Raw genomic sequence first — 20,090 nt, forward strand, 5'->3', positions numbered from 1 at the left:
GGCCTTCGCTAGGCTGACGCCCATGAGTGGGGGGCTTGGATGAGCAACTTCGGTTTCATCGAGCCCATCTGGCCTGAGCTCTTCGCGGACTGCGTCCGAGCTGAGGGCTACCTGAGGTCAGACCCCCGCTCGGCCTGCATCTACGGCCGACGGGTGGCCGAGCTCCTCGTCGACTACCTGTACGACGTGCTGGAGCTCCCGCTGCCCTACCGCGACGACCTCAACGCCCGCATCAACGACGCGTCCTTCGCCGCCAAGGTGGGCGTGGGCATCCAGGGCAAGCTCAACCTCGTCCGCAGGCTGGGCAACACCGCGGCCCACGGCATGGCGTCCGTGCCGGGCGGCGACGCGCTCGCCGTGCTGAGGGAGGTCCACCACCTGGTGATCTGGGCCGCGTTCCGGTACTCGGACAGCCCGCGGGCGGTGCCCACCTCGGCGGCTTTCGACGCCAGCCTGGCCGCGAGGATGGCTCCGCTGAGCAGGGACGAGGCTGTCAAGCTCGCCGGCCTCTTCCGCGAGCAGGACGAGGCGCACAAGGCCGAACTCGCCAACCGCGACGACCTGCTGGCCAAGATCGAAGCCGAGAATGCTGAGCTGCGTGAGCGGATTCGCGCCGCGCAGGAGGCCACCACCCTCACTGACCTCCACGACTACACCGAGGCGGAGAGCCGCGACACCTTCATCGACCTCCTCCTCCGCGAGGCCGGCTGGCCGCTCGACGAGGCGAGGGACCGCGAGTTCGAGGTGGGCGGCATGCCCAACGCCTCGGGCAAGGGCTTCGTCGACTATGTCCTCTGGGGCGCCGACGGGCTCCCGCTGGCCGTCATCGAGGCCAAGCGCACCGGGCGGAGCCCGGACGTCGGCGAGCAGCAGGCCAAGCTCTACGCCGACGCTCTGGAGAAGCGGTTCGGCCGTCGTCCCGTGATCTTCCTCACCAACGGCTACGAGCACTGGATCTGGGACGACGCCGCCGGCTACCCGCGCCGGCAGGTGCAGGGGTTCTACACCAGGTCCGAGCTGGAACTGATGGTCCAGCGACGCACCACCAGGCGCCCTCTGGCCTCGGTGCCGGTGAACCAGGACATCGCGGGCCGGCATTATCAGGTGCGGGCCATCAAGGCCGTCGACGACGCCCTCGAGCAGGGCAAGCGCGAGGCGCTCCTGGTGATGGCCACAGGCTCCGGCAAGACCCGCACCGTCATCGCGCTGGTGGAGCAGCTGATGCGGGCCAACTGGGTCAAGCGCGTGCTGTTCCTCGCCGACCGCACCGCACTCGTCAAGCAGGCGGCCCGGGCCTTCAACGAGCATCTCCCGTCGACGCCCGTGGTCAACCTGCTCCAGGAGAAGGCCCGTGACGCCCGCGTGTTCGCCTCCACCTACCCGACGATGCTGAACCTCCTCAACGAGACCCACGACAACGGGGAACACCTCTACGGCCCCGGTTTCTTCGACCTCGTCATCATCGACGAGGCGCATCGATCGGTGTACGCCAAGTACGGCGCGATCTTCGAGCGTTTCGACTCCCTCCTCGTCGGCCTCACCGCCACCCCGAAGGACGAGGTGGACCACAACACGTACCGGCTGTTCCACCTCGAGGACGGCGTGCCCACGGACGCCTACCCGCTGGAGGACGCCGTCGCGGACGGCTATCTCGTGCCGGCGCGCGCCGTCGCCGTCGGCACCAGGTTCCTCCGCCAGGGGATCAGGTACGACGACCTGACCGAGGAGGAGAAGGACGACTGGGACGCCCTGGACTGGGGCGACGACGGCACCCCCGCCGAGGTGGGCGCAGACGCCATCAACCGGTTCCTGTTCAATGAGGACACCGTCGATCAGGTGCTCGGCACGCTGATGACGCAGGGGATCAGGGTGGATGCGGGAGACCGCATCGGCAAGACCATCATCTTCGCCCGCAACCGCCGTCACGCCGAGTTCATCGCCCAACGCTTCGACCTCGGCTGGCCCGACACGGCCGGCCACTTCGCCCGCGTGATCACCCATGACGTCACCTACGCCGATTCGCTGATCGACGACTTCTCCCAGCCCGGCAAGGCCCCCCACATCGCCGTCAGCGTCGACATGCTCGACACGGGCATCGATGTGCCCGACGTGGTCAACCTCGTGTTCTTCAAGCCGGTGCACTCCAAGACCAAGTTCTGGCAGATGATCGGGCGCGGCACGAGGCTCCGCCCCGATCTGTTCGGCCCCGGCCAGGACAAGCGCGAGTTCCTCATCTTCGACTTCTGCGGCAACCTCGAGTTCTTCAGCCAGGATCCCGCTACGGCCGAGGGATCGACGCAGAGATCGCTGACGCAGAGGCTCTACGAGATGCGGCTCTCGCTCGTGACAGGGCTGGACCGGGCCCAGACGGACCGCGATCTCCGCGATGAGGTGGCCCGGATCCTGCATGAGCACGTGGCGGGGATGACCCTGGACAACGTCATCGTCCGGCCGCACCGTCGAATGGTGGAGCGATTCGCCGAACCGGCGTCCTGGCAGCGGCTCGACGACGAGGCGGCTGAGGCGGCCCTCGCTCTTGCGGGCCTACCCACCACGGTCACCGATCCGGACGTCGACGCCAAGAGGTTCGACGCGCTGATCCTCCGCCGGCAGCTCGCCCAGCTCGACGGCGACACCGTGACAGCCGAGCGCATCCGGCAGACCGTGCAGGCGGTGGCGGAGTCGCTGCTGGCCAGGATCGCTATCCCGTCGGTCGCCGAGAGGGCGGAGCTGCTGGAGGCCGTTGCCGGCGACGGGTGGTGGGTGGACGTGACCCTGCCGATGCTGGAGGTGGCGCGCCTCCGGCTGCGCTCACTCGTGCGGTTCGTCGAGAAGAGCGCCCACAACCCGATCTACACGGACTTCGAGGATCTCCTGACTCCCGCAGTGGAGATTCAACTCCCAGGAGTGACGCCAGGCACGAACATGGAGCGCTTCCGGGCGAAGGCCGCTGCGTTCCTCCGCTCCCATGCCAACAATGTGGCCGTGGAGAGGCTCCGTCGGAACAAGCAGTTGACTCCAGATGACCTCGTCGCGCTCGAGACGATCCTGATCGACAGCGGGGCCGCGCCCACCGACATCGAGAGTGCCGCCCAACGGACCGGGGGTCTGGGCCTCTTCGTGAGATCGCTGGTGGGCCTGGACCGCCCGGCCGCTGTGGAGGCCTTCGGGGAGTTCCTGGACGGCAACCGCTACACCGTCGACCAGGTGCGCTTCGTCAACCTGATCGTCGACGAGCTCACCGCCAACGGCGTCATGGAGCCGGCGCGCCTTTTCGAGTCGCCGTACACGGATCGGGCGCCCACGGGGCCGGACTTCGTCTTCCCCGAGGCACAGGTGGGTCAGATCGTCGAGATCCTCGGCAGTATCAAGGCCCATGCGGTCGTCGCCTGAGCGAGAACCAGGGACCGGCGCTGCGCCGTCGACGGAGGGTCATGGGCACCGCGTAGAGTGGGTGGGAATCCGTGGGGGCATCCGGAGGTTAGCCATGAATGATTCAACCGTCGTGAAAGGCTTGTGCCGTGCAGAACCCTTCTGACCTTTACCGCTTCACCACCGAGGCGGGCCGCAACGATCCGGGTTCGGGCGTGCTTCTGGTGGCGCTGGGGGCCTTCATCGACGCAGGCCAGGTCCAGGGCATGCTCAGCGAGCACCTCATCGGGACCGGCAACGCCGAGGTGGTCGCCTCCTTCGACGTCGACCAGCTCTTCGACTACCGGGGCCGCCGCCCGGTGATGATCTTCGACACCAACAGGTGGGCGGAGTACGAGGCTCCCGCCATCGTGCTGAACCGGCTCACGGACCGCGACGGTCACGGGTACCACCTCCTCACCGGACCGGAGCCGGACTTCCAGTGGGACCGGATGGTCGAGGCCATCCGCGAGATCGTCGCCGCGCTGGGGGTCACGCTGGTGGTCACCGTCAACGGGATCCCCATGGGGGTGCCGCACACCAGGCCCGTTGGGATCACTGCACACGCCACGGACGCCACCCTCATCGGTGAGGTGAAGTCGCCGTTCGGCCGCGTGCAGGTGCCGGCCTCGATCGGTGCTCTGCTTGAGCTGCGTCTGGGTCAGGCCGGGCACCGCGCTGCCGGCTTCGCCGTTCACGTCCCGCACTACCTCGCGGCCTCGGAGTTCGCCGAGGGGGCCCTGGCGGCGCTCAACGCGATCGTTGACCTGACGGGGCTCAACCTGCCCAATGACGCCCTCGTCGCGAAGGCCGAAGCCACCCGTCGTGCCATCGCCGCAGAGGTGGAAGGCAACGATGAGATCAGCGCGATCGTGGCCGCCCTGGAGCAGCAGTACGACGCGTTCGTCCAGGGGCAGCACCTGCCGAACCTGTGGGCCGAGGGCTCGCAGATCCCTTCGGCCGATCAGCTCGGAGCGGAGTTCGAGAACTTCCTGCGGACGGTCTCAGACGACGAGACCGACTGACCTGGGTGTCGGACCACCAGTTCCGGGCTCAGGCGTGCTCCCGCCGATAGATCTCCCGGCCGCGCAGGTAGGTGGCCTCGACGGGGTCGGGGAGATCGCGGCCGTGGTACGGGTTGTTGCGGCTGAGCGACGCGGACGCGTCGCGGTCCACCGGCGCGCGGCGGGTGGGGTGCACGAGCACGACGTTGGCCGGTTCGCCCACGGCAAGGGGTCTGCCCTGCCTGTCCAGGCGCGCGATACGCGCAGGCGCGTGGCTCATCCGCTCCGCGACCCCCGACCAGTCCAGGCGGCCCGGGAGCACCATCGTCTCGATCACCACCGAGAGCGCCTGCTCCAGCCCGATCATCCCCGGCTTCGCGTCGACGAAGGCGTGATCCTTGTCCTGAGGGGCGTGCGGGGCGTGGTCCGTGCCCACCACGTCGATGGTGCCGTCCGCCAGCGCGGCGCGGAGCGACTCGATGTGCTCGGGCGTCCGCAGCGGGGGGTTGACCTTGTAGACGGTGTCGTAGCCCTCGAGCTCCTCGGTGCCCAGCAGCAGGTGGTGCGGGGTCACCTCGGCGGTCACGTCGATGCCGCGGGCCTTGGCCCAGCGCACCACCTCGACGCCCTCGGCCGAGGTGATGTGGCATACGTGCAGCCGCGACCCTGTCGTCTCCGCCAGCATCGCGTCGCGCGCGATGATGGTGGCCTCGGCCACCGGCGGCCAACCGCCCAGTCCGAGCCGGCCGGAGATCTCGCCCTCATGGCAGCAGGCGCCCGGCCCGGCGAGGTTGGACTCCTGCGAGTGCTGGGCGATCACGCCGCCGAACGGCTTGACCCACTCCAGGGCCCGCCGCATCAGGGCAGCGTTCTGGATGCACATGCCGTCGTCGGAGAACACCGTGACCTTGGCCCGGGAGCGGTTCATCAGCCCCAGCTCGGCGAGCTCCTCGCCGCGCAGGCCCTTCGAGATCGCGCCGATCACCTGCACGTCGACGAGGCCCGCCGCGACACCGAGGTCGTGCACGTGCTCGGCCTTCTCCGCCGTGTCCGTCACCGGTTGGGTGTTGGCCATCGCCAGGACCGCGGTGAATCCTCCGCGGGCCGCGGCCCGAGCACCGCTGGCCACGGTTTCCGCGTCCTCCCGGCCGGGCTCGCGCAGATGCGTGTGCACGTCCACCAGGCCGGGCAGGGCGATCAGGCTGTCGCAGTCCACGACGGTGGCCTCCCCGGAGGGGGAGTCGACGAACATGCCGTCCTCCATCACCAGGTCCGTGCGGGTGCCGTCGGGGAGCTGTACCCCGCGGAGCACTGTTGCCGTCATGACTGTTCCTCTCCAGCGAGCAGGTGGTAGAGCACGCTCATCCGCACCGCGACCCCGGACGAAACCTGGTCCAGGATGATGGAGCGTGCCGAGTCGGCTGCCGCCGACGAGATTTCGAGACCGCGGTTCATCGGCCCTGGGTGTGCGATGCAGGCGCCGTCCTTGAGCATCGCCAGGCGGCGGGGCGTGAGCCCGTAGCCGTCGATGTATTCGCGTTCGGAGGGGAAGAAGCCGCCGCTCATCCGCTCGCGTTGCACGCGCAGCATCATCACCACGTCCGCCCCGGGAAGGACCGGGTCGAGCTCGTGGCTCACCTCGACGCCCCAGTTCTTCACGCCCGGCGGCAGCAGCGTCGGCGGCGCCACCAGCACGACGGAGGCGCCCAGCTTCGCCCACAACAGCACGTTCGAGCGGACCACCCGCGAGTGGAGCAGATCACCGGTGATGGCCACCCGCTTCCCCGCGACCTCACCCAGCCCGTGCCGGGCGAAGTGCCGGCGCACCGCGTGCGCGTCGAGCAGCGCCTGTGTGGGGTGCTCGTGCATGCCGTCGCCGGCGTTGATCATCGACGCGCGCACCCACCCAGCAGCCTGGCGCACCGCGCCGGAACCGGAGTGCCGCATGACGATGGCGTCCACGCCCATCGCGTCGAGGGTGAGCAGCGTGTCGCGCATCGACTCACCCTTGGACACCGAGGAGCCCTTGGCCGCGACATTGATCGCATCCGCCGACAGCCACTTGGCGGCCAGTTCGAACGACGAGCGGGTGCGGGTGGAGTCCTCGAAGAACAGATTGACGACGGTGCGGCCTCGCAGCGCGGGGAGCTTCTTGATGGGCCGGGACTGCACGTCGTGCATCTCCACGGCCAGATCCAGGATGGAGGTGATCTCCTCGGCGCTGAGGTCCGCGATGCTGAGAAGGTGCTTCACTGGGCCGTCCGTTCGATGGTCACGAGGTCCTCGCCGTCGATCTCGCGCAGCGTCACGCGGACACGCTCCGCGCGGGCCGTGGGCAGGTGCTTGCCCACCACGTCGGCCTGGATGGGGAGCTCGCGCAGGCCGCGGTCCACGAGCGTGACGAGTTGGATGGCGCGTGGGCGTCCGAGGTCGGCCAGCGCGTGCAGCGCAGCTTGGACGGTGCGGCCGGAGTAGAGCACGTCGTCGACGAGCACCACCACCTTCCCGTCGACGCTCTCTGGCAGCACCGTGCGGCCGACGGGCCGGGTGGGCTGCGCGCGGAGATCATCGCGGTACATGGTGATGTCCAGCCGGCCCACCGGAAGCCGGTGCCCCTGGGACGCCGCGATCGCGGCCAGCCGCTCGGCCAGCGGGGCGCCGCGGGTGAGAATCCCGAGCAGAATCACCCCGTCGGCGCCGTGGTTGCGCTCCAGGATCTCGTGGGTCATCCGGGTCATCGCGTAGGACATGTCGTCGGCGGTCATCACCGTTCGCGGGGCCTGTTCCATCGCACCTCCTGGTCGAGGGAAATCTATCGCACCCGGCCCTCCGCCCGAGCCGGGAGTCTGTCCCGGTGGGCGCTCTTCGGCTAGAGTGCCCCCATGATTCTGCTCCCCCTTGAGGTCCTCCCAGGCTGGCCCCAGCCGGAGCCGGCGTCTGATCTGACGCTGCTCATGCTGACCGTCATCCTCCCCTTGGCCTTCGGTGCCATCGTCACCCTGCTGGCCTTCGGTCCGAAGCTCGCCCGCAAGCAGCGCGAGGAGCATGCGCGCGCCGCCGAGCTGGAGCCCGTGCGCAAGCTCTGAGCACCCTCGTACGACGACGGAGGGGCGGACCGCTGATGGTCCGCCCCTCCGTCGTCGTTTCGTCTTGTCACCCCTCGGCGCGGCTCCTGGCCTGCGCGCGCAGCGCACGCTTGGCCTCGTCCAGCCGCTCGGTGACGGCGCGTCGCACCTGTTCGCTCGGCTCGTTGTCCACCAGCCACGCGTCGACGGTGGCCACCAGCCCTTCGTCCACCAGGGGCGTCGGGAACAACCAGCGCAGTGCGGTGCCGATGGTGGCGTACCCGCGATCCGCCCAGGTGCCCTCGCGGCGCGAGATCTTTCCCAACAGGTCCAGGTACGCGGCCGGGTAGGGCTCAAGCACGTCGTCCTGGCCGTACCGCCAGAAGCCCATGCACAGCGCGCGGTGGGTCTCGTTCGGGATGGAGGGGTCGTCGGTGGCGCGCGTCCACGCCTCCATCTTCGCCTCGACGGTGGGCAGCGACGCGCCCGCCCCGGCGGCTTGTTCGGCGCCCGCGGAGGTCTTGTCCCGCTCGAGCTCGGCCGCGATCTCGTCCTCGCCGATGGCGCCCAGCTTGGCCAGCGCCGAGGTGATCGCCCACCGCATGGCCGTGTCGATCGCCAGCCCCTCAGGCACCTCCTCGTCGACGAGCCAGCCCTTGAGCAGCGCCACCCCGGCGTCGGCCCGGATGCTGGCGATGAGCGCCTTGGCGATGAGCACCTGCTCGTCGGAAGCGGCCGGCGCACCCTTGAGGAGCCGTGCCAGGCCGGCCACCAGCTTCACGTTGGCCTCGTCGCGCAGCTCGGGCGCCGTGAACGACAGCGACGCGGTGACGGCCTGGCCGAGCAGGGTGGAGACCGCGGCCATGTCGTGTTCGCTGGGGAGCCCCGCCAGCACCAACTGGACGTAATCCTGGGGGCGTAGCTCCGCGTCGCGGGTCATCTCCCAGAACGAGGTGAAGGCGACGGCTCTGGCCAAGGGGTCCGCCAGATCGCCGATGTGCTCCACCAGCGTGGCCGCGGACGCCTCATCGAGACGCACCTTCGCGTAGGTGAGGTCTCCGTCGTTGAGGAGGACGACGTCGCCCCTCTCCACGCCGACGAGCTCAGGCAGCTCGGTGCGCTCCCCGGAGATGTCCACCTCGGCGTAGTGGCTCCTGGTGAGGGCGCCGTCGGCCAGGGAATACAGCCCGACGCCCAGCCGGTGCGTGCGGAGCGTGGGCCACCCGGGGTGCGCGCTCTGAGTCACCGCGAAGCGCGTGAAGCGGCCCTCGTCGTCCACGTCGAAGTCCGCGGCCAGGGTGTTGACCCCCGAGGTCTCTAGCCACTGCGCCGAGAACCAGGAGAGGTCCCGGCCAGAGGCCTCCTCCAGCTCGTCGAGCAGGTCCGAGAGCTCGGTGTTGCCGTACGCGTGCTTGCGGAAGTACTGCGTGACGCCAGCGAGGAACGCGTCGCTGCCCACCAGCGAGACCAGCAGCTTGAGCACGGAGGCGCCCTTGGCGTAGGTGATGCCGTCGAAGTTCTGCTCCACCTTCTCCAGGTCCGACATGTCCGCCGCGATCGGGTGCGTGGTGGACAGCTGGTCCTGCAGGTAGGCCCACGCCTTGCGCTCGTTGCTGAAGGAGGCCCACGGGTCGGCGCCGGTGCCGAAGGCTTCGGCGATCTCCGCGTTGGCGAAGTGGGAGGCCCACTCGGCGAACGACTCGTTGAGCCACAGGTCGTCCCACCACCGCATGGTGACCAGATCGCCGAACCACATGTGGGCCAGCTCGTGGAGGATGGTGTTGTCGCGGGCGTCGAGCTCGCGGCTGGTCACGCGGGAGCGGAACAGGTACTCGTCTCGGAACGTGACGCAGCCCGCGTTCTCCATGGCGCCGGCGTTGAACTCCGGCACGAAGATCTGGTCGTAGGTGCCGAACGGGTATGCCACGCCGAAGGCGGTCTCGAACACTTCGAACCCGCGCTGCGTGGTGGTGAGGATCCTGTCGAAGTCCAGGTACTGGGCCAGGGACTGACGGCAGGCCACCGAGGCCGGCACCTCGCCGGCGGCGGAGGCGATCACGCCGCGCTGGACGTGGAAGTCTCCGGCCACGAGGGCGGTGATGTAGGTGGAGATCCGCGGGGTCGCGTCGTGCTCGAAGCGGCCGAAGCCGTCGCCGATGTCCGAGGGCGCGACGCTCGGGGCGTTGGTGAACACCAGCCACTCGACGGGGGCGAGCACGGTGAGCTGGAAGGTTGCCTTCTGATCCGGCTGCTCGGCGGTGGCGTACATGCGCCGCGCATCCGCTGCCTCGAACTGCGTGTAGAGGTAGGTGCGACCGTCGGCCGGGTCGATGAAGCGGTGGAGGCCCTCGCCAGAATTGGAGTAGCGGCACACCGCGAGGACGACCACCTCGTGGGGCCCCTCGTCGAGGTGCGGCAGCGGGAGGCGGTAGCCGTCGTAGCCGGAGGTGTCGAGCGGCTCGCCGTCGACCGTGGCCTCACGCACCTCGTCGGCGATCAGGTCCAGGTGGGTCTGTCCGCCGTGCCCGGTGAGGGCCAGCGACGTCGTCGAGACGAATTGACGCTCGGGGTCGGCGACGTCGCGCCCGGTGAGGTCCACCGTGACCCGGTAGGCCTCCGTCGAGATGATGCGCGACCGCTCCGACGCCTCGTCGCGGGTGATGTTCGCCGTACCCATCTGGGCCTCCTCGTTCATGGTTACGACGCCCAGCCGTGGCGGGACGCCTCTCACTGGACCCCATTCTGATGGTCATTCGCCCTGTGGCGTGGGATTTGGGTGGTCGAATCGCCCGTGATGGTGGAACCATGGCCCCATGAGCGAGCACATCGAGGCGGAGTCGGGGGTGACCTCCCCCGATCTCCGTAGGCGCTGGACAGAGCTGAACCAGGTGCTCACGGAGGCGCAGGAGGCCTACTACGGTGCTGCGGCGCCCACCCTGTCCGACGCGGACTACGACGCGGCCATGCGCACGCTTGAGGCTTTGGAGCGGGAGCACCCATCGCTGGTGACGCCCGATTCCGTCACGCAGCGGGTCGGGGCAGCCCGGGTCACGGACTTCAAGCCAGTGGAGCACCGGCGCCGGCTCATGAGCCTGGACAACGTGTTCTCGGACGAGGAGCTCGCGGCCTGGCTGGCCAGGACCCCCGCCGAGCGTTACCTGTGCGAGCTGAAGATCGACGGACTGGCAGTCAACCTGCTGTACCTCGACGGGCGGCTGAGTGTCGCGGCCACCCGCGGCGACGGGCGGGTGGGGGAGGACGTGACGCCCAACGTCCTCACACTCGACGGCGTCCCGCACCGACTGTCGGGGGAGGCCCCGGCCGTGCTCGAGGTACGCGGCGAGGTGTTCTTCCCGGTGGCCGGCTTCGAGGCGCTCAACGAGAGCCTCGTCGAGGCGGGCAAGGCCCCGTTCGCGAACCCCCGCAACGCCGCCGCCGGGTCGCTACGGCAGAAGAACCCGGCCGTCACGGGGTCGCGGCCGCTGCGGATGCTGGTCCACGGCATCGGCGCCGTCGAGGGGGCCGAGTTCAGCCGGCAGAGTGAGGCCTATGCGCGAATGCGGGAGTGGGGCCTGCCCGTGCCGGACACGTTCGTGGTGGTCTCCTCGCCCGACGAGGTGGCCGGGTTCGTGAAGCACCACGGCGAGCACCGCCACGACCTCAGTCACGAGATCGACGGCATCGTCGTCAAGGTCGACGACCTGGCCGAGCAGGACCGGTTGGGGTCCACGTCGCGAGCCCCACGGTGGGCCATCGCCTACAAGTACCCGCCGGAGGAGGTCAACACGAAGCTGCTGGACGTCCGGGTCAACGTGGGCCGCACCGGCCGGGTCACGCCCTACGGCGTGATGGAGCCCGTGTTCGTCAGCGGCTCCACCGTCGAGATGGCCACCCTGCACAACGCCCACGAGGTGGCCCGCAAGGGAGTGCTGATCGGCGACACCGTGGTCCTCCGCAAGGCCGGCGACGTCATCCCCGAGATCGTGGCGCCCGTGGTAGCGCTGCGCGACGGCACCGAGCGCCCGTTCGTGATGCCCACGCGCTGCCCGTCCTGCGGCGCCGAGCTGCGGCCCGAGAAGGAGGGCGACAAGGACATCAGGTGCCCCAACGCCCGCAGCTGCCCCAGCCAGCTCCGAGAGCGGCTCTTCGCCCTTGCCGGGCGGGGCGCGTTCGACATCGAGGCCCTCGGCTGGGAGGGCGCCGGAGCGCTGCTGGCCAGTGGGCTGATCGCCGACGAGGGGGCGCTGTTCACGCTCACCGCCGAGGACCTGCTCCGCACGGACCTGTACACGCGACAGGCCAAGGCTGCCGAGCTGGGGGCCGACGGCGTCCGCGACTCCCGCGTGCTGTCCGCCCAGGGGGAGAAGCTGCTGGCCAACCTGGAGACGGTCAAGACCCAGCCGCTGTGGCGGGTGCTCGTCGCGTTGTCCATCCGCCACGTCGGCCCGACCGCCGCCCGGTCGCTGGCCGGCCGCTTCGGGTCGATGGAGGCCATCCGCGCCGCCAGCGTCGAAGAGCTGGCCTCCGCCGACGGCGTGGGCCAGGTGATCGCCGAGGCCATCGTCGACTGGTTCGAGGTGGACTGGCACCGCGACATCGTCGAAGCGTGGGCCGCGGCCGGGGTCCGGATGGCCGACGAGGTGGACGAGTCAGCGCCGCGCACGCTCGAGGGGCTCACGGTGGTGGTGACCGGCGGACTGGAGGGCTTCACCCGCGACGGTGCCAAGGAGGCAATCCTGGCGAGGGGCGGCAAGGCGTCAGGCTCCGTCAGCAAGAACACCGACTTCGTGGTGGTGGGGGAGAACGCCGGCTCCAAGGCCGCCAAAGCCGAGCAGTTGGGGCTGCGGATCCTCGACGAGTCCGGGTTCGTCGCCCTCTTGGCCGAGGGCCCGACCGGGGTGGAATAGTTGCCCCATGCGAGTCCACATTGCCACTGACCATGCAGCGTTCGAACTGAAGAACTACCTCGTCGAACGGCTGCGGGAGGACGGCCACGACGTCGTCGACCACGGCGCGCACACCTATGAGGCGCTCGACGACTACCCGCCGCTGATCATCCCCTGTGCCGAGGCGGTGGCGGCCGAGCCGGGCTCACTGGGCATCGTGCTGGGCGGATCCGGCAACGGGGAGCAGATCGCCGCGAACAAGGTGACGGGGATCCGGGCGGCGCTTGCCAACAACGTCGAGCTGGCACGCCTGACCCGCGAGCACAACGACGCCAACATCATCGCCCTGGGCGGACGGATGCAGAGCCTGGAGGCGGGCTACGAGATCGTTGCCACGTTCCTGGCCACGCCGTTCAGCGGCGATGAGCGACACCAGCGTCGGATCGATCAGCTGTCGGCGTACGAGGCACGCTGACCCGCTCTAGGGGCCTCACTTGGGGTTCGGGGCGCTCCGGGTTTGGGTCTCGCCGCGCGGGCGCTTCGGCGGCGGGAGCAGACGGGCACGCAGGGCGCGGTGGTGATCCACCAGGCCCGAGATGCCGTCGCGGCCGAACTCGCGGCGCTGTTCCTCGCTCATGTGCACATGCTACGCCCGGCTAGGCTGGGCCGATGCCCGAGGGACACGTCATCCACCGCCTCGCCCACGCGCTGACCGACACCTTCGGCGGCCGGCCGGTCAACGTCACCTCGCCCCAGGGACGATTCGACGCGGCCCCGCTCGACGGCGCGGAGATCGAGCGAGGCGAGGCGGTGGGCAAGCACCTGTTCATCGACTTCGCCACCGGCGACGTCGTCCACATCCACCTGGGCCTGATCGGCAAGCTGACCCTCGAGCCGCTCGCGCCCCCGCGCGGCCAGGTCCGGCTCCGGATCGACGACGGCGTCACCGCGGCCGATCTCCGCGGCCCCCAATGGTGCCGGACCCTCACCCCGGCCGAGCGGGACGCGGTGGTCGAGGCCAGCGGGCCGGACCCGCTGCGCGTGGACGCGGATCCGGCCAAGGGCTACGAGCGGCTGCGGCGCTCGGGCAAGTCCATCGCCGCGCTGCTGATGGACCAGCGGGTGGCGGCCGGCGTGGGCAACATCTTCCGCGCCGAGGTGCTGTACCGGCACCGGCTGAACCCCACGGTGCCCGGAAACCGCATCGACGAGCGCACGTGGAGCGCGCTCTGGGACGACCTCGTGGGGTTGATGGGCTACGCCGTGCAGCAGGGGCGCATCGACACGGTGCGCGACGAGCACGGGCCGCAGGCGCAGGGCCGCGACCCACGCGTCGACAGGCACGGCGGCGAGGTCTACGTGTACCGCCGCGCCGGTCAGCCCTGCCTGGTCTGCGGTACCGAGATCCGCACCGCCGTGCTCGAGGGCCGAAATCTCTACTGGTGCTCTCGCTGTCAACGCCGACGAAGGGCTCCCGCTGCGCACTAGTCTCAGACGATGGACTGGAGCGCATACGCGGCCGTGCTGTTCGACCTCGACGGGGTCATCACCCCCACCGCACAGGTCCACATGCAGGCTTGGGATGAGATGTTCAACGGCTTCCTCGCGGAGATCCCCGGGCAGGCCCCCTACACCGAGTTGGACTACTTCAACTACGTCGACGGGAAGCCGCGCTACGACGGCGTCCGCGACCTCCTCGCCTCGCGCGGCCTCACCATCCCGGAAGGCAGCCCCGACGACGATCCCGCCCTGACCACGGTGTGCGGACTCGGAAACCGCAAGAACGACACGGTGACCGCGGTCATCGAACGCGACGGCGTGGCCGCCTACCCCGGCGCGGTCCGGCTGATCGAGGAGCTGGCAGCCAGCCACCACAGGCTGGCGGTCGTCTCGTCGTCGAAGAACGCTCACCTGGTACTCACCGCCTCAGGCCTGCTGAAGTACTTCCCGGTCATCGTCGACGGCAACCTCGCCCACGACGAATCGCTGCCGGGGAAGCCGGCGCCGGACACCTTCATCCGCGCCGCCGCACTACTCGGCGCCCTGGCCAGCGAATCTGTGGTGATCGAGGACGCGATCTCGGGTGTCGCGGCGGGCGCGGCCGGCCACTTCGGGCTGGTGATCGGGGTCGATCGCGGTGTGGGCGAAGAAGCCCTGCTGGCTGCCGGGGCGCACCTCGTCGTGACCGACCTCGGAAGCCTGGTGTCGCGATGATCCGCGAGATCGCGGCCGACCCGCTCAACCGGATGCGGTTCCCGATCGACGAGTGGCGGCTGGTTGAGGTGGAGCCGGACACCGCCGACGTCGGCGTCACCGAGACACTGTTCGCCGTCGGCAATGGCTACCTGGGGATGCGCGGCAACCCCGAGGAGGGCCGCCCCAGCTACGCCCACGGGACCTTCATCAACGGGTTCCACGAGACGTGGCCGATCAAGCACGCCGAGGAGGCGTTCGGGTTCGCGCACACCGGCCAGACCATCATCAACGTGCCGGACGCGAAGCTGATGAAGATCTACGTCGACGACGAACCGCTAGTGCTGTCCGTGGCGGACCTCGACGACTACGAGCGTTCCCTGGACTTCCGCAGCGGACGGCTCACCCGGACGCTCATCTGGCGCACCCCCGCCGGTAAGCGCGTGCGGGTCCGCAGCTCGCGCATGGTCTCGTTCACGGACCGGCATCTGGCCCTCATGGAGATCGAGGTGACCGTGCTGTCGGGTGGCGGCGCCCCCGTCGTGGTCACCTCGCTCATTGTCAACAGGCAGGACGGCTACACCGACTACCGCCGTCCGGACGCGGGCGGCGAATCCTGGGATCCGCGGCGCTCCTCGTCGATCAACGGGCGCGTGCTGCAGCCCGAACTGCACTGGTACCGGGGGCAGCGCATGTTGTTGGCCTACCAGACCAGCCGCTCCGGGATGACCATCGCGGTGGGGGCCGATCATTACGTCGACACGGAGAACCCGGTGGAGATCTTGTCGTCGACGGAGGACGACGTCGGCAAGCAGGTGTTCCGCGTGGAGGCCGCCGAGGGGGTCCCGGTGCGGGTGCGCAAGGCGGTGGCGTACCAGACATCGCGGGGGGTGCCCTGTGCCGAGCTCTCCGACCGCTGCCGGCGGACGCTGGACCGGGTGCGCGACAACGGTTTCGAGCACTACTACGACAGGCAACGGCAGTGGCTCGACAAGTTCTGGCTCGATGCCGACGTCGAGGTGGAGGGCCAGCCGCACATCCAGCAGGCCGTGCGGTGGTGCCTGTTCCAGCTGGCCCAGGCCACGGCGCGCAGCGACCAGCAGGGGATCGCGGCGAAGGGAGTCACCGGCTCCGGGTACGAGGGGCACTACTTCTGGGACACGGAGATCTACCTGGTCCCCTTCCTCATCTACACCGCGCCCGGCGTGGCGCGCAACGCGCTGAGGTTCCGGGTCAATCTGCTGCCCCAGGCCAGGGAGCGGGCCGCGGTGATGTCACAACGTGGCGCCCTCTACCCCTGGCGCACGATCAACGGCGAGGAGGCCTCCGCCTACTACGCGGCAGGCACGGCGCAGTACCACATCGATGCGGATGTGGCCTTCGCCTTCTCGAAGTACCGCGACCTCACCGGCGACACCGAGTTCATGTACCGCGACGGCGCCGCCGTGATGGTGGAGACGGCCCGGCTCTGGGCGGACCTCGGCTTCTGGAGGGCGGAGTCCGACGGCACTCAGCGGTTCCACATCCACGGCGTGACCGGGCCCGACGAGTACACGGCGGTGGTCAACAACAACATGTTCACCAACGTCATGGCCCGGGCGAATCTCCGCTCGGCCGCCGCCCTGATGCGGGAGATGCGCGCGACCGACGACCACGCGTACCGCCGCGTCGCGGCCGCCCTTCGGCTGGACCCAGCCGAGATCGACGAGTGGGAGGCCTGCGCCGACGGGATGGTCGTGCCGTTCGACGAGACCTTCGGCATCCACCCCCAGGACGACAAGTTCCTCTCCTCAGAGCTGTGGGACCTGCCGAACACACCCGAGGACAAGCGACCGCTGCTGCTCAACTACCACCCGCTGGTCATCTACCGCTTCCAGGTCCTCAAGCAGGCCGACGTGGTGCTCGCGCTCTTCCTTCAGGGCGACGAGTTCACCTCGGAGGAGAAGCGTGCGGACTTCGAGTACTACGACCCCATCACCACGGGAGACTCCACACTCTCGGGGGTGGTGCAGTCCGTGATGGCGGCCGAGGTGGGATACCAGGACATGGCCATGCAGTACTTCCTCTCGGGCCTGTACGTGGACCTGGCGGACCTTCACTCCAACGCCCGGGACGGGGCGCACATCGCCTCCACCGGCGGGGTGTGGAACGCGCTGGTCTACGGGTTCGGGGGGCTGCGTGACCACCACGGCCGGATCTCGTTCGACCCACGGCTCCCGGCGGGGTGGGCGGCCCTCACGTTCCCACTGAGGATCCGCGGCTCCCGGCTCCGGGTCCGCTTGAGTGCGCAGGCGATCTCATTCGAGGTGGAGGAGGGCGGCGCGGTCGATCTCACCGTCCGCGGGGCGGCCGTGACGGTGCAGCCCGGTTCGCCGGTCACCGTCGTGCTGGAGGATCAGGGTACGCGGCTACCCTCTATGGAGGGCAGCCCCCTCGTCCTCGGAGAGAACCGCGAGGACGGGTCTGTGGTCCGCGCGATTGTGCCCGAGTCGCATCCCCAGGAAGTGACGAGTTCTGACTGATGACTGCTGAAGTGACCGGCGCTGTGCGCGAGGCGTTCGAGTCGCGCACCACCGCCCGCGGATTCGAACTGCTCGGCGAGGGCAGGCTGACACGCCTCGCCGTCGAATTCCAGGATGGTTGGGGCCACCCGCGCCCGGCCGCGGACGCGGTGGGAGTCGACGTCGAGCATGAGGCCGGCGTGGCCGCCACTGTGCGGGTGCGTTCCGGGCAGCGGATGCGCCTCGAAGTCTCGCTGGAGTCCCAGTCCCAGGACGTGGTGACGGTGCCCGGCCCCCTCCTGCGCGTCGAGGGACTCCTCGAGCCAATCTCCTGGCTGGCCGGTGCGTCCGGGGAGATCGCACTGCGCTCTGCGGCCGGGCCCGGGCTGCTCACCCAGCGGCGCGGGTTGTCCGCCCCGTCGGACGAGGTAGGGGTGTCCTACCCGCTCGAAGAATCCGTGCTCGTGCGTCCCCGGCAGATGGTGTCGGCAGCATGGACCTACGAAGCGCACCATGGGGACGAACTCGAGGTCCCCGCCGAGCCGTCATGGTTGCCGTGGGCACGGCACGTCCCCCTCGGGCAGCCGGTCGAGTTCAGCGCGCCCGACGGCACGGTCACCGTCCCTGACGGGGTCCAGATGGAGGAGAGTGAGGGCGAGTTCTCGCTCGTCACCCCGCCCGGTCTGGTGCAGGTGGGGGTGTGGGGGCCCGGGGGGCGGACCTCGGTGGAGGTGGGCGCCTTCCGGGACCTGGCGGTGCTGCGAGGCGAGCTGATGGCCTCCGGCCCGAGGAGCGACGCCTGGGCCTACGTCGCGGTCCGGCACATGCTCGACGCGTGGGCCTCCGATGATCTGCTCGACGCCGTCGACAGGGTGATCGGCGAGCACCAGGACAGGCCCACGGCCTGGATCGCGTGTGCGGCGGCGCTGGCGGGACAGCTCGGGCTTCCCGTGGAGAGCGAGGCGGCGGCGTCGGCCACCGAGGTGCTGGCGCGGGCCTCGCGGCGCGACGGTGTGCTGCTGGCACTGCACGGGCTGGTTCCCATCGAGCTGGGGTCCGGGACATGGCCGGTGGGGGACTTCGACGTGCTGGGGGCGCAGGCGTTCGCGGCCATCGGGTTCGGGCGGATCAGCACGGATCCGAGGCCGCTCCGCGGGGCGGACGTGGCGTTGGCCAAGCTCTACGCGGCCGGACTGGGGGAGACCGAACGAGGGATCCGGCTCGCCGCCTACGCGCAGGCGGCGGAGAACCGACTCCTGTGTCAGCTGTCCATCCAGCCGTCGGTCTCCGACGTGGCCTGGTTGTCGATCTAGCGGTCATCCCCAACCGCTGGCTGAGGAGCCGCGTAGCGGCCTCGAAGCCTGAGAAACGTCAGCCGACAAGGTCGCCTTCTCGAGGCTTCGAGGCTCGTCGCTGCGCTCCTCACACCTCGGCCAGCGGGGTGGGCACGCGTAGCCGCCCTCCGACGCTGGCTGAGGAGCCGCGCAGTCCTCCCCAACCGCTGGCTGAGGAGCCGCGCAGCGGCCTCGAAGCCTCAGAAACGTCACTCATCACACCCCGCCTCGGGGCACCACCATGCCCACCCAACCCCCACCGCCTGCTCCGGATCTCGACGCCCTCATCCGACGCAGCTCCGCCGCTTGGGCGCAGGCCGGCTAGCAGCCATCCCCGAGAGTTCACCCGGGAATCCCACAACCTGGTCACGAGTGCAGGGCAGCCGCCTCAGTGAAAGAACGCTTGTCAGCTCCAGTTTCAGCGAGCCCGCGCCTGACCAGCGAGGGTGAAGGAGGGCAAGGACTACCACCTATGCCGCTCAGCGCGTGCGGGCGAGTTGGTCCTCGAGGTTGAAGACCTCCTCCAGCAGTACGAACCCCTCGTCAGGGGCCACGTCAAGGTCGGCGAAGAACTCGCCCATCTCGGCCTGCCAGCGGGCGTTGACCTCGGTATTGCCCATCGCTTCCTGGGCGGCCACCAGATCTTCGGATTCCACATAGCCGATCAGCAGCCCGTCGGGGCGCATGAACAGCGAGTAGTTGTGCCATCCCGACGCCTTGAGCGCCTGCAGCATCTCCGGCCAGACGGCGGCGTGGCGGGCCTTGTACTCGTCCAAGCGCTCGGGCCGGACGTGGAGTTCGAAGCAGTAGCGGCGACGGGTGGTCATGGGGGCGTCCTCCTGGATGCGACCGAATTGAAACGATCGAATCACGGGCTTCCACTCATGTCAAGGGAGCCGGGCGACGCAGGATGCGGCAGAGGGACCCGCACGGTGTGCGGGTCCCTCTGATTGCCGTGGCGTGTGCCAGATGTCAGCCGAGCAGCGCGGCGGCATCGACCGTCGGCGGCACGATGACCTTGTCGATGACGTGGATGACCCCGTTGGAGGCATCGACGTCGGTGGTGACGACGTTGGCGTCGTTGACCATGACGCCGCCGTCGGTGGTGATTGCGATGGTGGAGCCCTCCACCGTCGCGACATCGCCGGCCGTGACGTCAGCGGCCATGACCTCGCCGGAGACGACGTGGTAGGTCAGGATGCTGGTGAGGGCGTCCTTGTTCTCCGGGAGCAGGAGGGCGTCGAGCAGGCCCTCGGGGAGCGCGTCGAACGCGTCATCGGTGGGCGCGAAGACCGTGAAGGGTCCATCGCCCGACAGCGTCTCGACGAGGTCGGCCGCGGTCACCGCAGCGACGAGGGTCTCGAAGTCGGGGTTGCCGGCGGCCACGTCCACGATGGTGCCGGCCTCCTCCATGGGGGCCTCGGACATTGACTCGCTCATGGACTCCGACGGCGAGGCCGCGGCGCTGGTCGTTTCAGCGGTGCTCGCCTCCGGCGTCATCTCGTCACTGGCTCCCGCGCATCCGGACAGGAACAGAAGTGCTGCGACGCTTCCGGCAGCTGCGATCTTGATGTTCATGGTGTCTCCTTGGTGTGGGATGAAGCCGCCGTGTGCAGCTCGCTCTCACAGATGGATTCGCATGAAGTGCCGCCCTCGGATGCACCTGGGGCCGACTTTTTTCGGACGCGATCCTGAA

Annotated in this window: 17 protein-coding genes; 9 read left to right on the forward strand and 8 right to left on the reverse strand. The window is 69.4% G+C overall.

What is annotated here, in order from left to right; translation table 11 throughout:
- The first annotated feature begins 39 nt into the window (after positions 1-39).
- Complete coding sequence (locus tag H5398_RS06125; RefSeq protein ID WP_182799388.1) at positions 40-3,393, forward strand: DEAD/DEAH box helicase family protein; 3,354 nt, start codon at positions 40-42, stop codon at positions 3,391-3,393.
- Positions 3,394-3,521: 128 nt separating this feature from the next.
- A complete protein-coding gene (locus H5398_RS06130; RefSeq protein ID WP_182799389.1) occupies positions 3,522-4,436 on the forward strand; it encodes a PAC2 family protein in 915 nt (304 codons plus the stop codon).
- 28 nt (positions 4,437-4,464) lie between these two features.
- On the opposite strand, the gene H5398_RS06135 is transcribed toward H5398_RS06130, so the two are convergent.
- From H5398_RS06135 to pyrR, 3 genes are read right to left on the reverse strand one after another with little or no spacing between them, the layout of a single operon-like run.
- Positions 4,465-5,739, reverse strand: a complete 1,275-nt coding sequence (locus H5398_RS06135) for a dihydroorotase (protein ID WP_182799390.1) — start codon at positions 5,737-5,739, stop codon at positions 4,465-4,467.
- Positions 5,736-6,668: an aspartate carbamoyltransferase catalytic subunit gene (locus tag H5398_RS06140; RefSeq protein WP_182799391.1), complete on the reverse strand. Its 933-nt coding sequence runs from the start codon at positions 6,666-6,668 to the stop codon at positions 5,736-5,738. The genes H5398_RS06135 and H5398_RS06140 overlap by 4 nt, the downstream gene beginning before the upstream one ends.
- The gene (pyrR, locus tag H5398_RS06145; RefSeq protein ID WP_182799392.1) at positions 6,665-7,204 is read right to left on the reverse strand and encodes a bifunctional pyr operon transcriptional regulator/uracil phosphoribosyltransferase PyrR; all 540 of its coding nucleotides are present in this window, start codon (positions 7,202-7,204) and stop codon (positions 6,665-6,667) included. Before pyrR ends, H5398_RS06140 begins: the two co-directional genes overlap by 4 nt.
- Before the next feature lie 93 nt (positions 7,205-7,297).
- On the opposite strand from pyrR, the gene H5398_RS06150 reads away from it, so the two are divergent.
- A complete protein-coding gene (locus H5398_RS06150) occupies positions 7,298-7,501 on the forward strand; it encodes a hypothetical protein (RefSeq protein ID WP_182799393.1) in 204 nt (67 codons plus the stop codon).
- A 67-nt stretch (positions 7,502-7,568) separates the two neighbouring features.
- Here the strand turns inward: H5398_RS06150 and pepN are convergent, their stop codons facing one another.
- Positions 7,569-10,175 carry an aminopeptidase N gene (gene pepN / locus H5398_RS06155; RefSeq protein ID WP_370586068.1) on the reverse strand — a complete coding sequence of 869 codons (2,607 nt, stop codon included), beginning with the start codon at positions 10,173-10,175 and terminating at the stop codon, positions 7,569-7,571.
- A gap of 118 nt (positions 10,176-10,293) precedes the next feature.
- Between pepN and ligA the strand changes: the two genes are divergently transcribed.
- Together ligA and H5398_RS06165 are read left to right on the forward strand one after the other, a co-directional pair.
- Positions 10,294-12,387: an NAD-dependent DNA ligase LigA gene (gene ligA, locus H5398_RS06160; RefSeq protein ID WP_182799395.1), complete on the forward strand. Its 2,094-nt coding sequence runs from the start codon at positions 10,294-10,296 to the stop codon at positions 12,385-12,387.
- Positions 12,388-12,394: 7 nt separating this feature from the next.
- Positions 12,395-12,841: a ribose-5-phosphate isomerase gene (locus H5398_RS06165; RefSeq protein ID WP_182783655.1), complete on the forward strand. Its 447-nt coding sequence runs from the start codon at positions 12,395-12,397 to the stop codon at positions 12,839-12,841.
- Positions 12,842-12,856: 15 nt separating this feature from the next.
- Here H5398_RS06165 and H5398_RS06170 read toward each other — a convergent pair whose 3' ends face one another.
- Complete coding sequence (locus tag H5398_RS06170; protein WP_182783656.1) at positions 12,857-13,003, reverse strand: hypothetical protein; 147 nt, start codon at positions 13,001-13,003, stop codon at positions 12,857-12,859.
- A 32-nt stretch (positions 13,004-13,035) separates the two neighbouring features.
- Here H5398_RS06170 and H5398_RS06175 point away from each other — a divergent pair, with 32 nt between their 5' ends.
- Genes H5398_RS06175 through H5398_RS06190 form a run of 4 tightly spaced genes read left to right on the forward strand, consistent with a single transcriptional unit; the run spans position 13,036 to position 18,373 of the window.
- The gene (locus H5398_RS06175; protein ID WP_182799396.1) at positions 13,036-13,854 is read left to right on the forward strand and encodes an Fpg/Nei family DNA glycosylase; all 819 of its coding nucleotides are present in this window, start codon (positions 13,036-13,038) and stop codon (positions 13,852-13,854) included.
- Positions 13,855-13,863: 9 nt separating this feature from the next.
- Positions 13,864-14,580 carry an HAD family phosphatase gene (locus H5398_RS06180; protein WP_182799397.1) on the forward strand — a complete coding sequence of 239 codons (717 nt, stop codon included), beginning with the start codon at positions 13,864-13,866 and terminating at the stop codon, positions 14,578-14,580.
- Positions 14,580-17,081, forward strand: a complete 2,502-nt coding sequence (locus H5398_RS06185; RefSeq protein ID WP_370586085.1) for a glycoside hydrolase family 65 protein — start codon at positions 14,580-14,582, stop codon at positions 17,079-17,081. Before H5398_RS06180 ends, H5398_RS06185 begins: the two co-directional genes overlap by 1 nt.
- Positions 17,081-18,373 (forward strand): hypothetical protein, encoded by a 1,293-nt coding sequence (locus H5398_RS06190; RefSeq protein WP_182783663.1) that lies wholly within the window; start codon positions 17,081-17,083, stop codon positions 18,371-18,373. The genes H5398_RS06185 and H5398_RS06190 overlap by 1 nt, the downstream gene beginning before the upstream one ends.
- A 109-nt stretch (positions 18,374-18,482) precedes the next feature.
- Here H5398_RS06190 and H5398_RS17240 read toward each other — a convergent pair whose 3' ends face one another.
- From H5398_RS17240 to H5398_RS06200, 3 genes are all read right to left on the reverse strand, one after another.
- Complete coding sequence (locus tag H5398_RS17240; protein WP_255443580.1) at positions 18,483-18,611, reverse strand: hypothetical protein; 129 nt, start codon at positions 18,609-18,611, stop codon at positions 18,483-18,485.
- Positions 18,612-18,873: 262 nt separating this feature from the next.
- A complete protein-coding gene (locus H5398_RS06195; protein WP_182783664.1) occupies positions 18,874-19,221 on the reverse strand; it encodes an L-rhamnose mutarotase in 348 nt (115 codons plus the stop codon).
- A gap of 145 nt (positions 19,222-19,366) precedes the next feature.
- Entirely contained in the window at positions 19,367-19,972 is a 606-nt protein-coding gene (locus H5398_RS06200) for a fasciclin domain-containing protein (RefSeq protein WP_220489181.1), read from the reverse strand.
- Between the last annotated feature and the right edge of the window lie 118 nt (positions 19,973-20,090).

The organism is Tessaracoccus sp. MC1679, assembly GCF_014164775.1.
In the GTDB taxonomy this organism is placed as follows: domain Bacteria; phylum Actinomycetota; class Actinomycetes; order Propionibacteriales; family Propionibacteriaceae; genus Arachnia.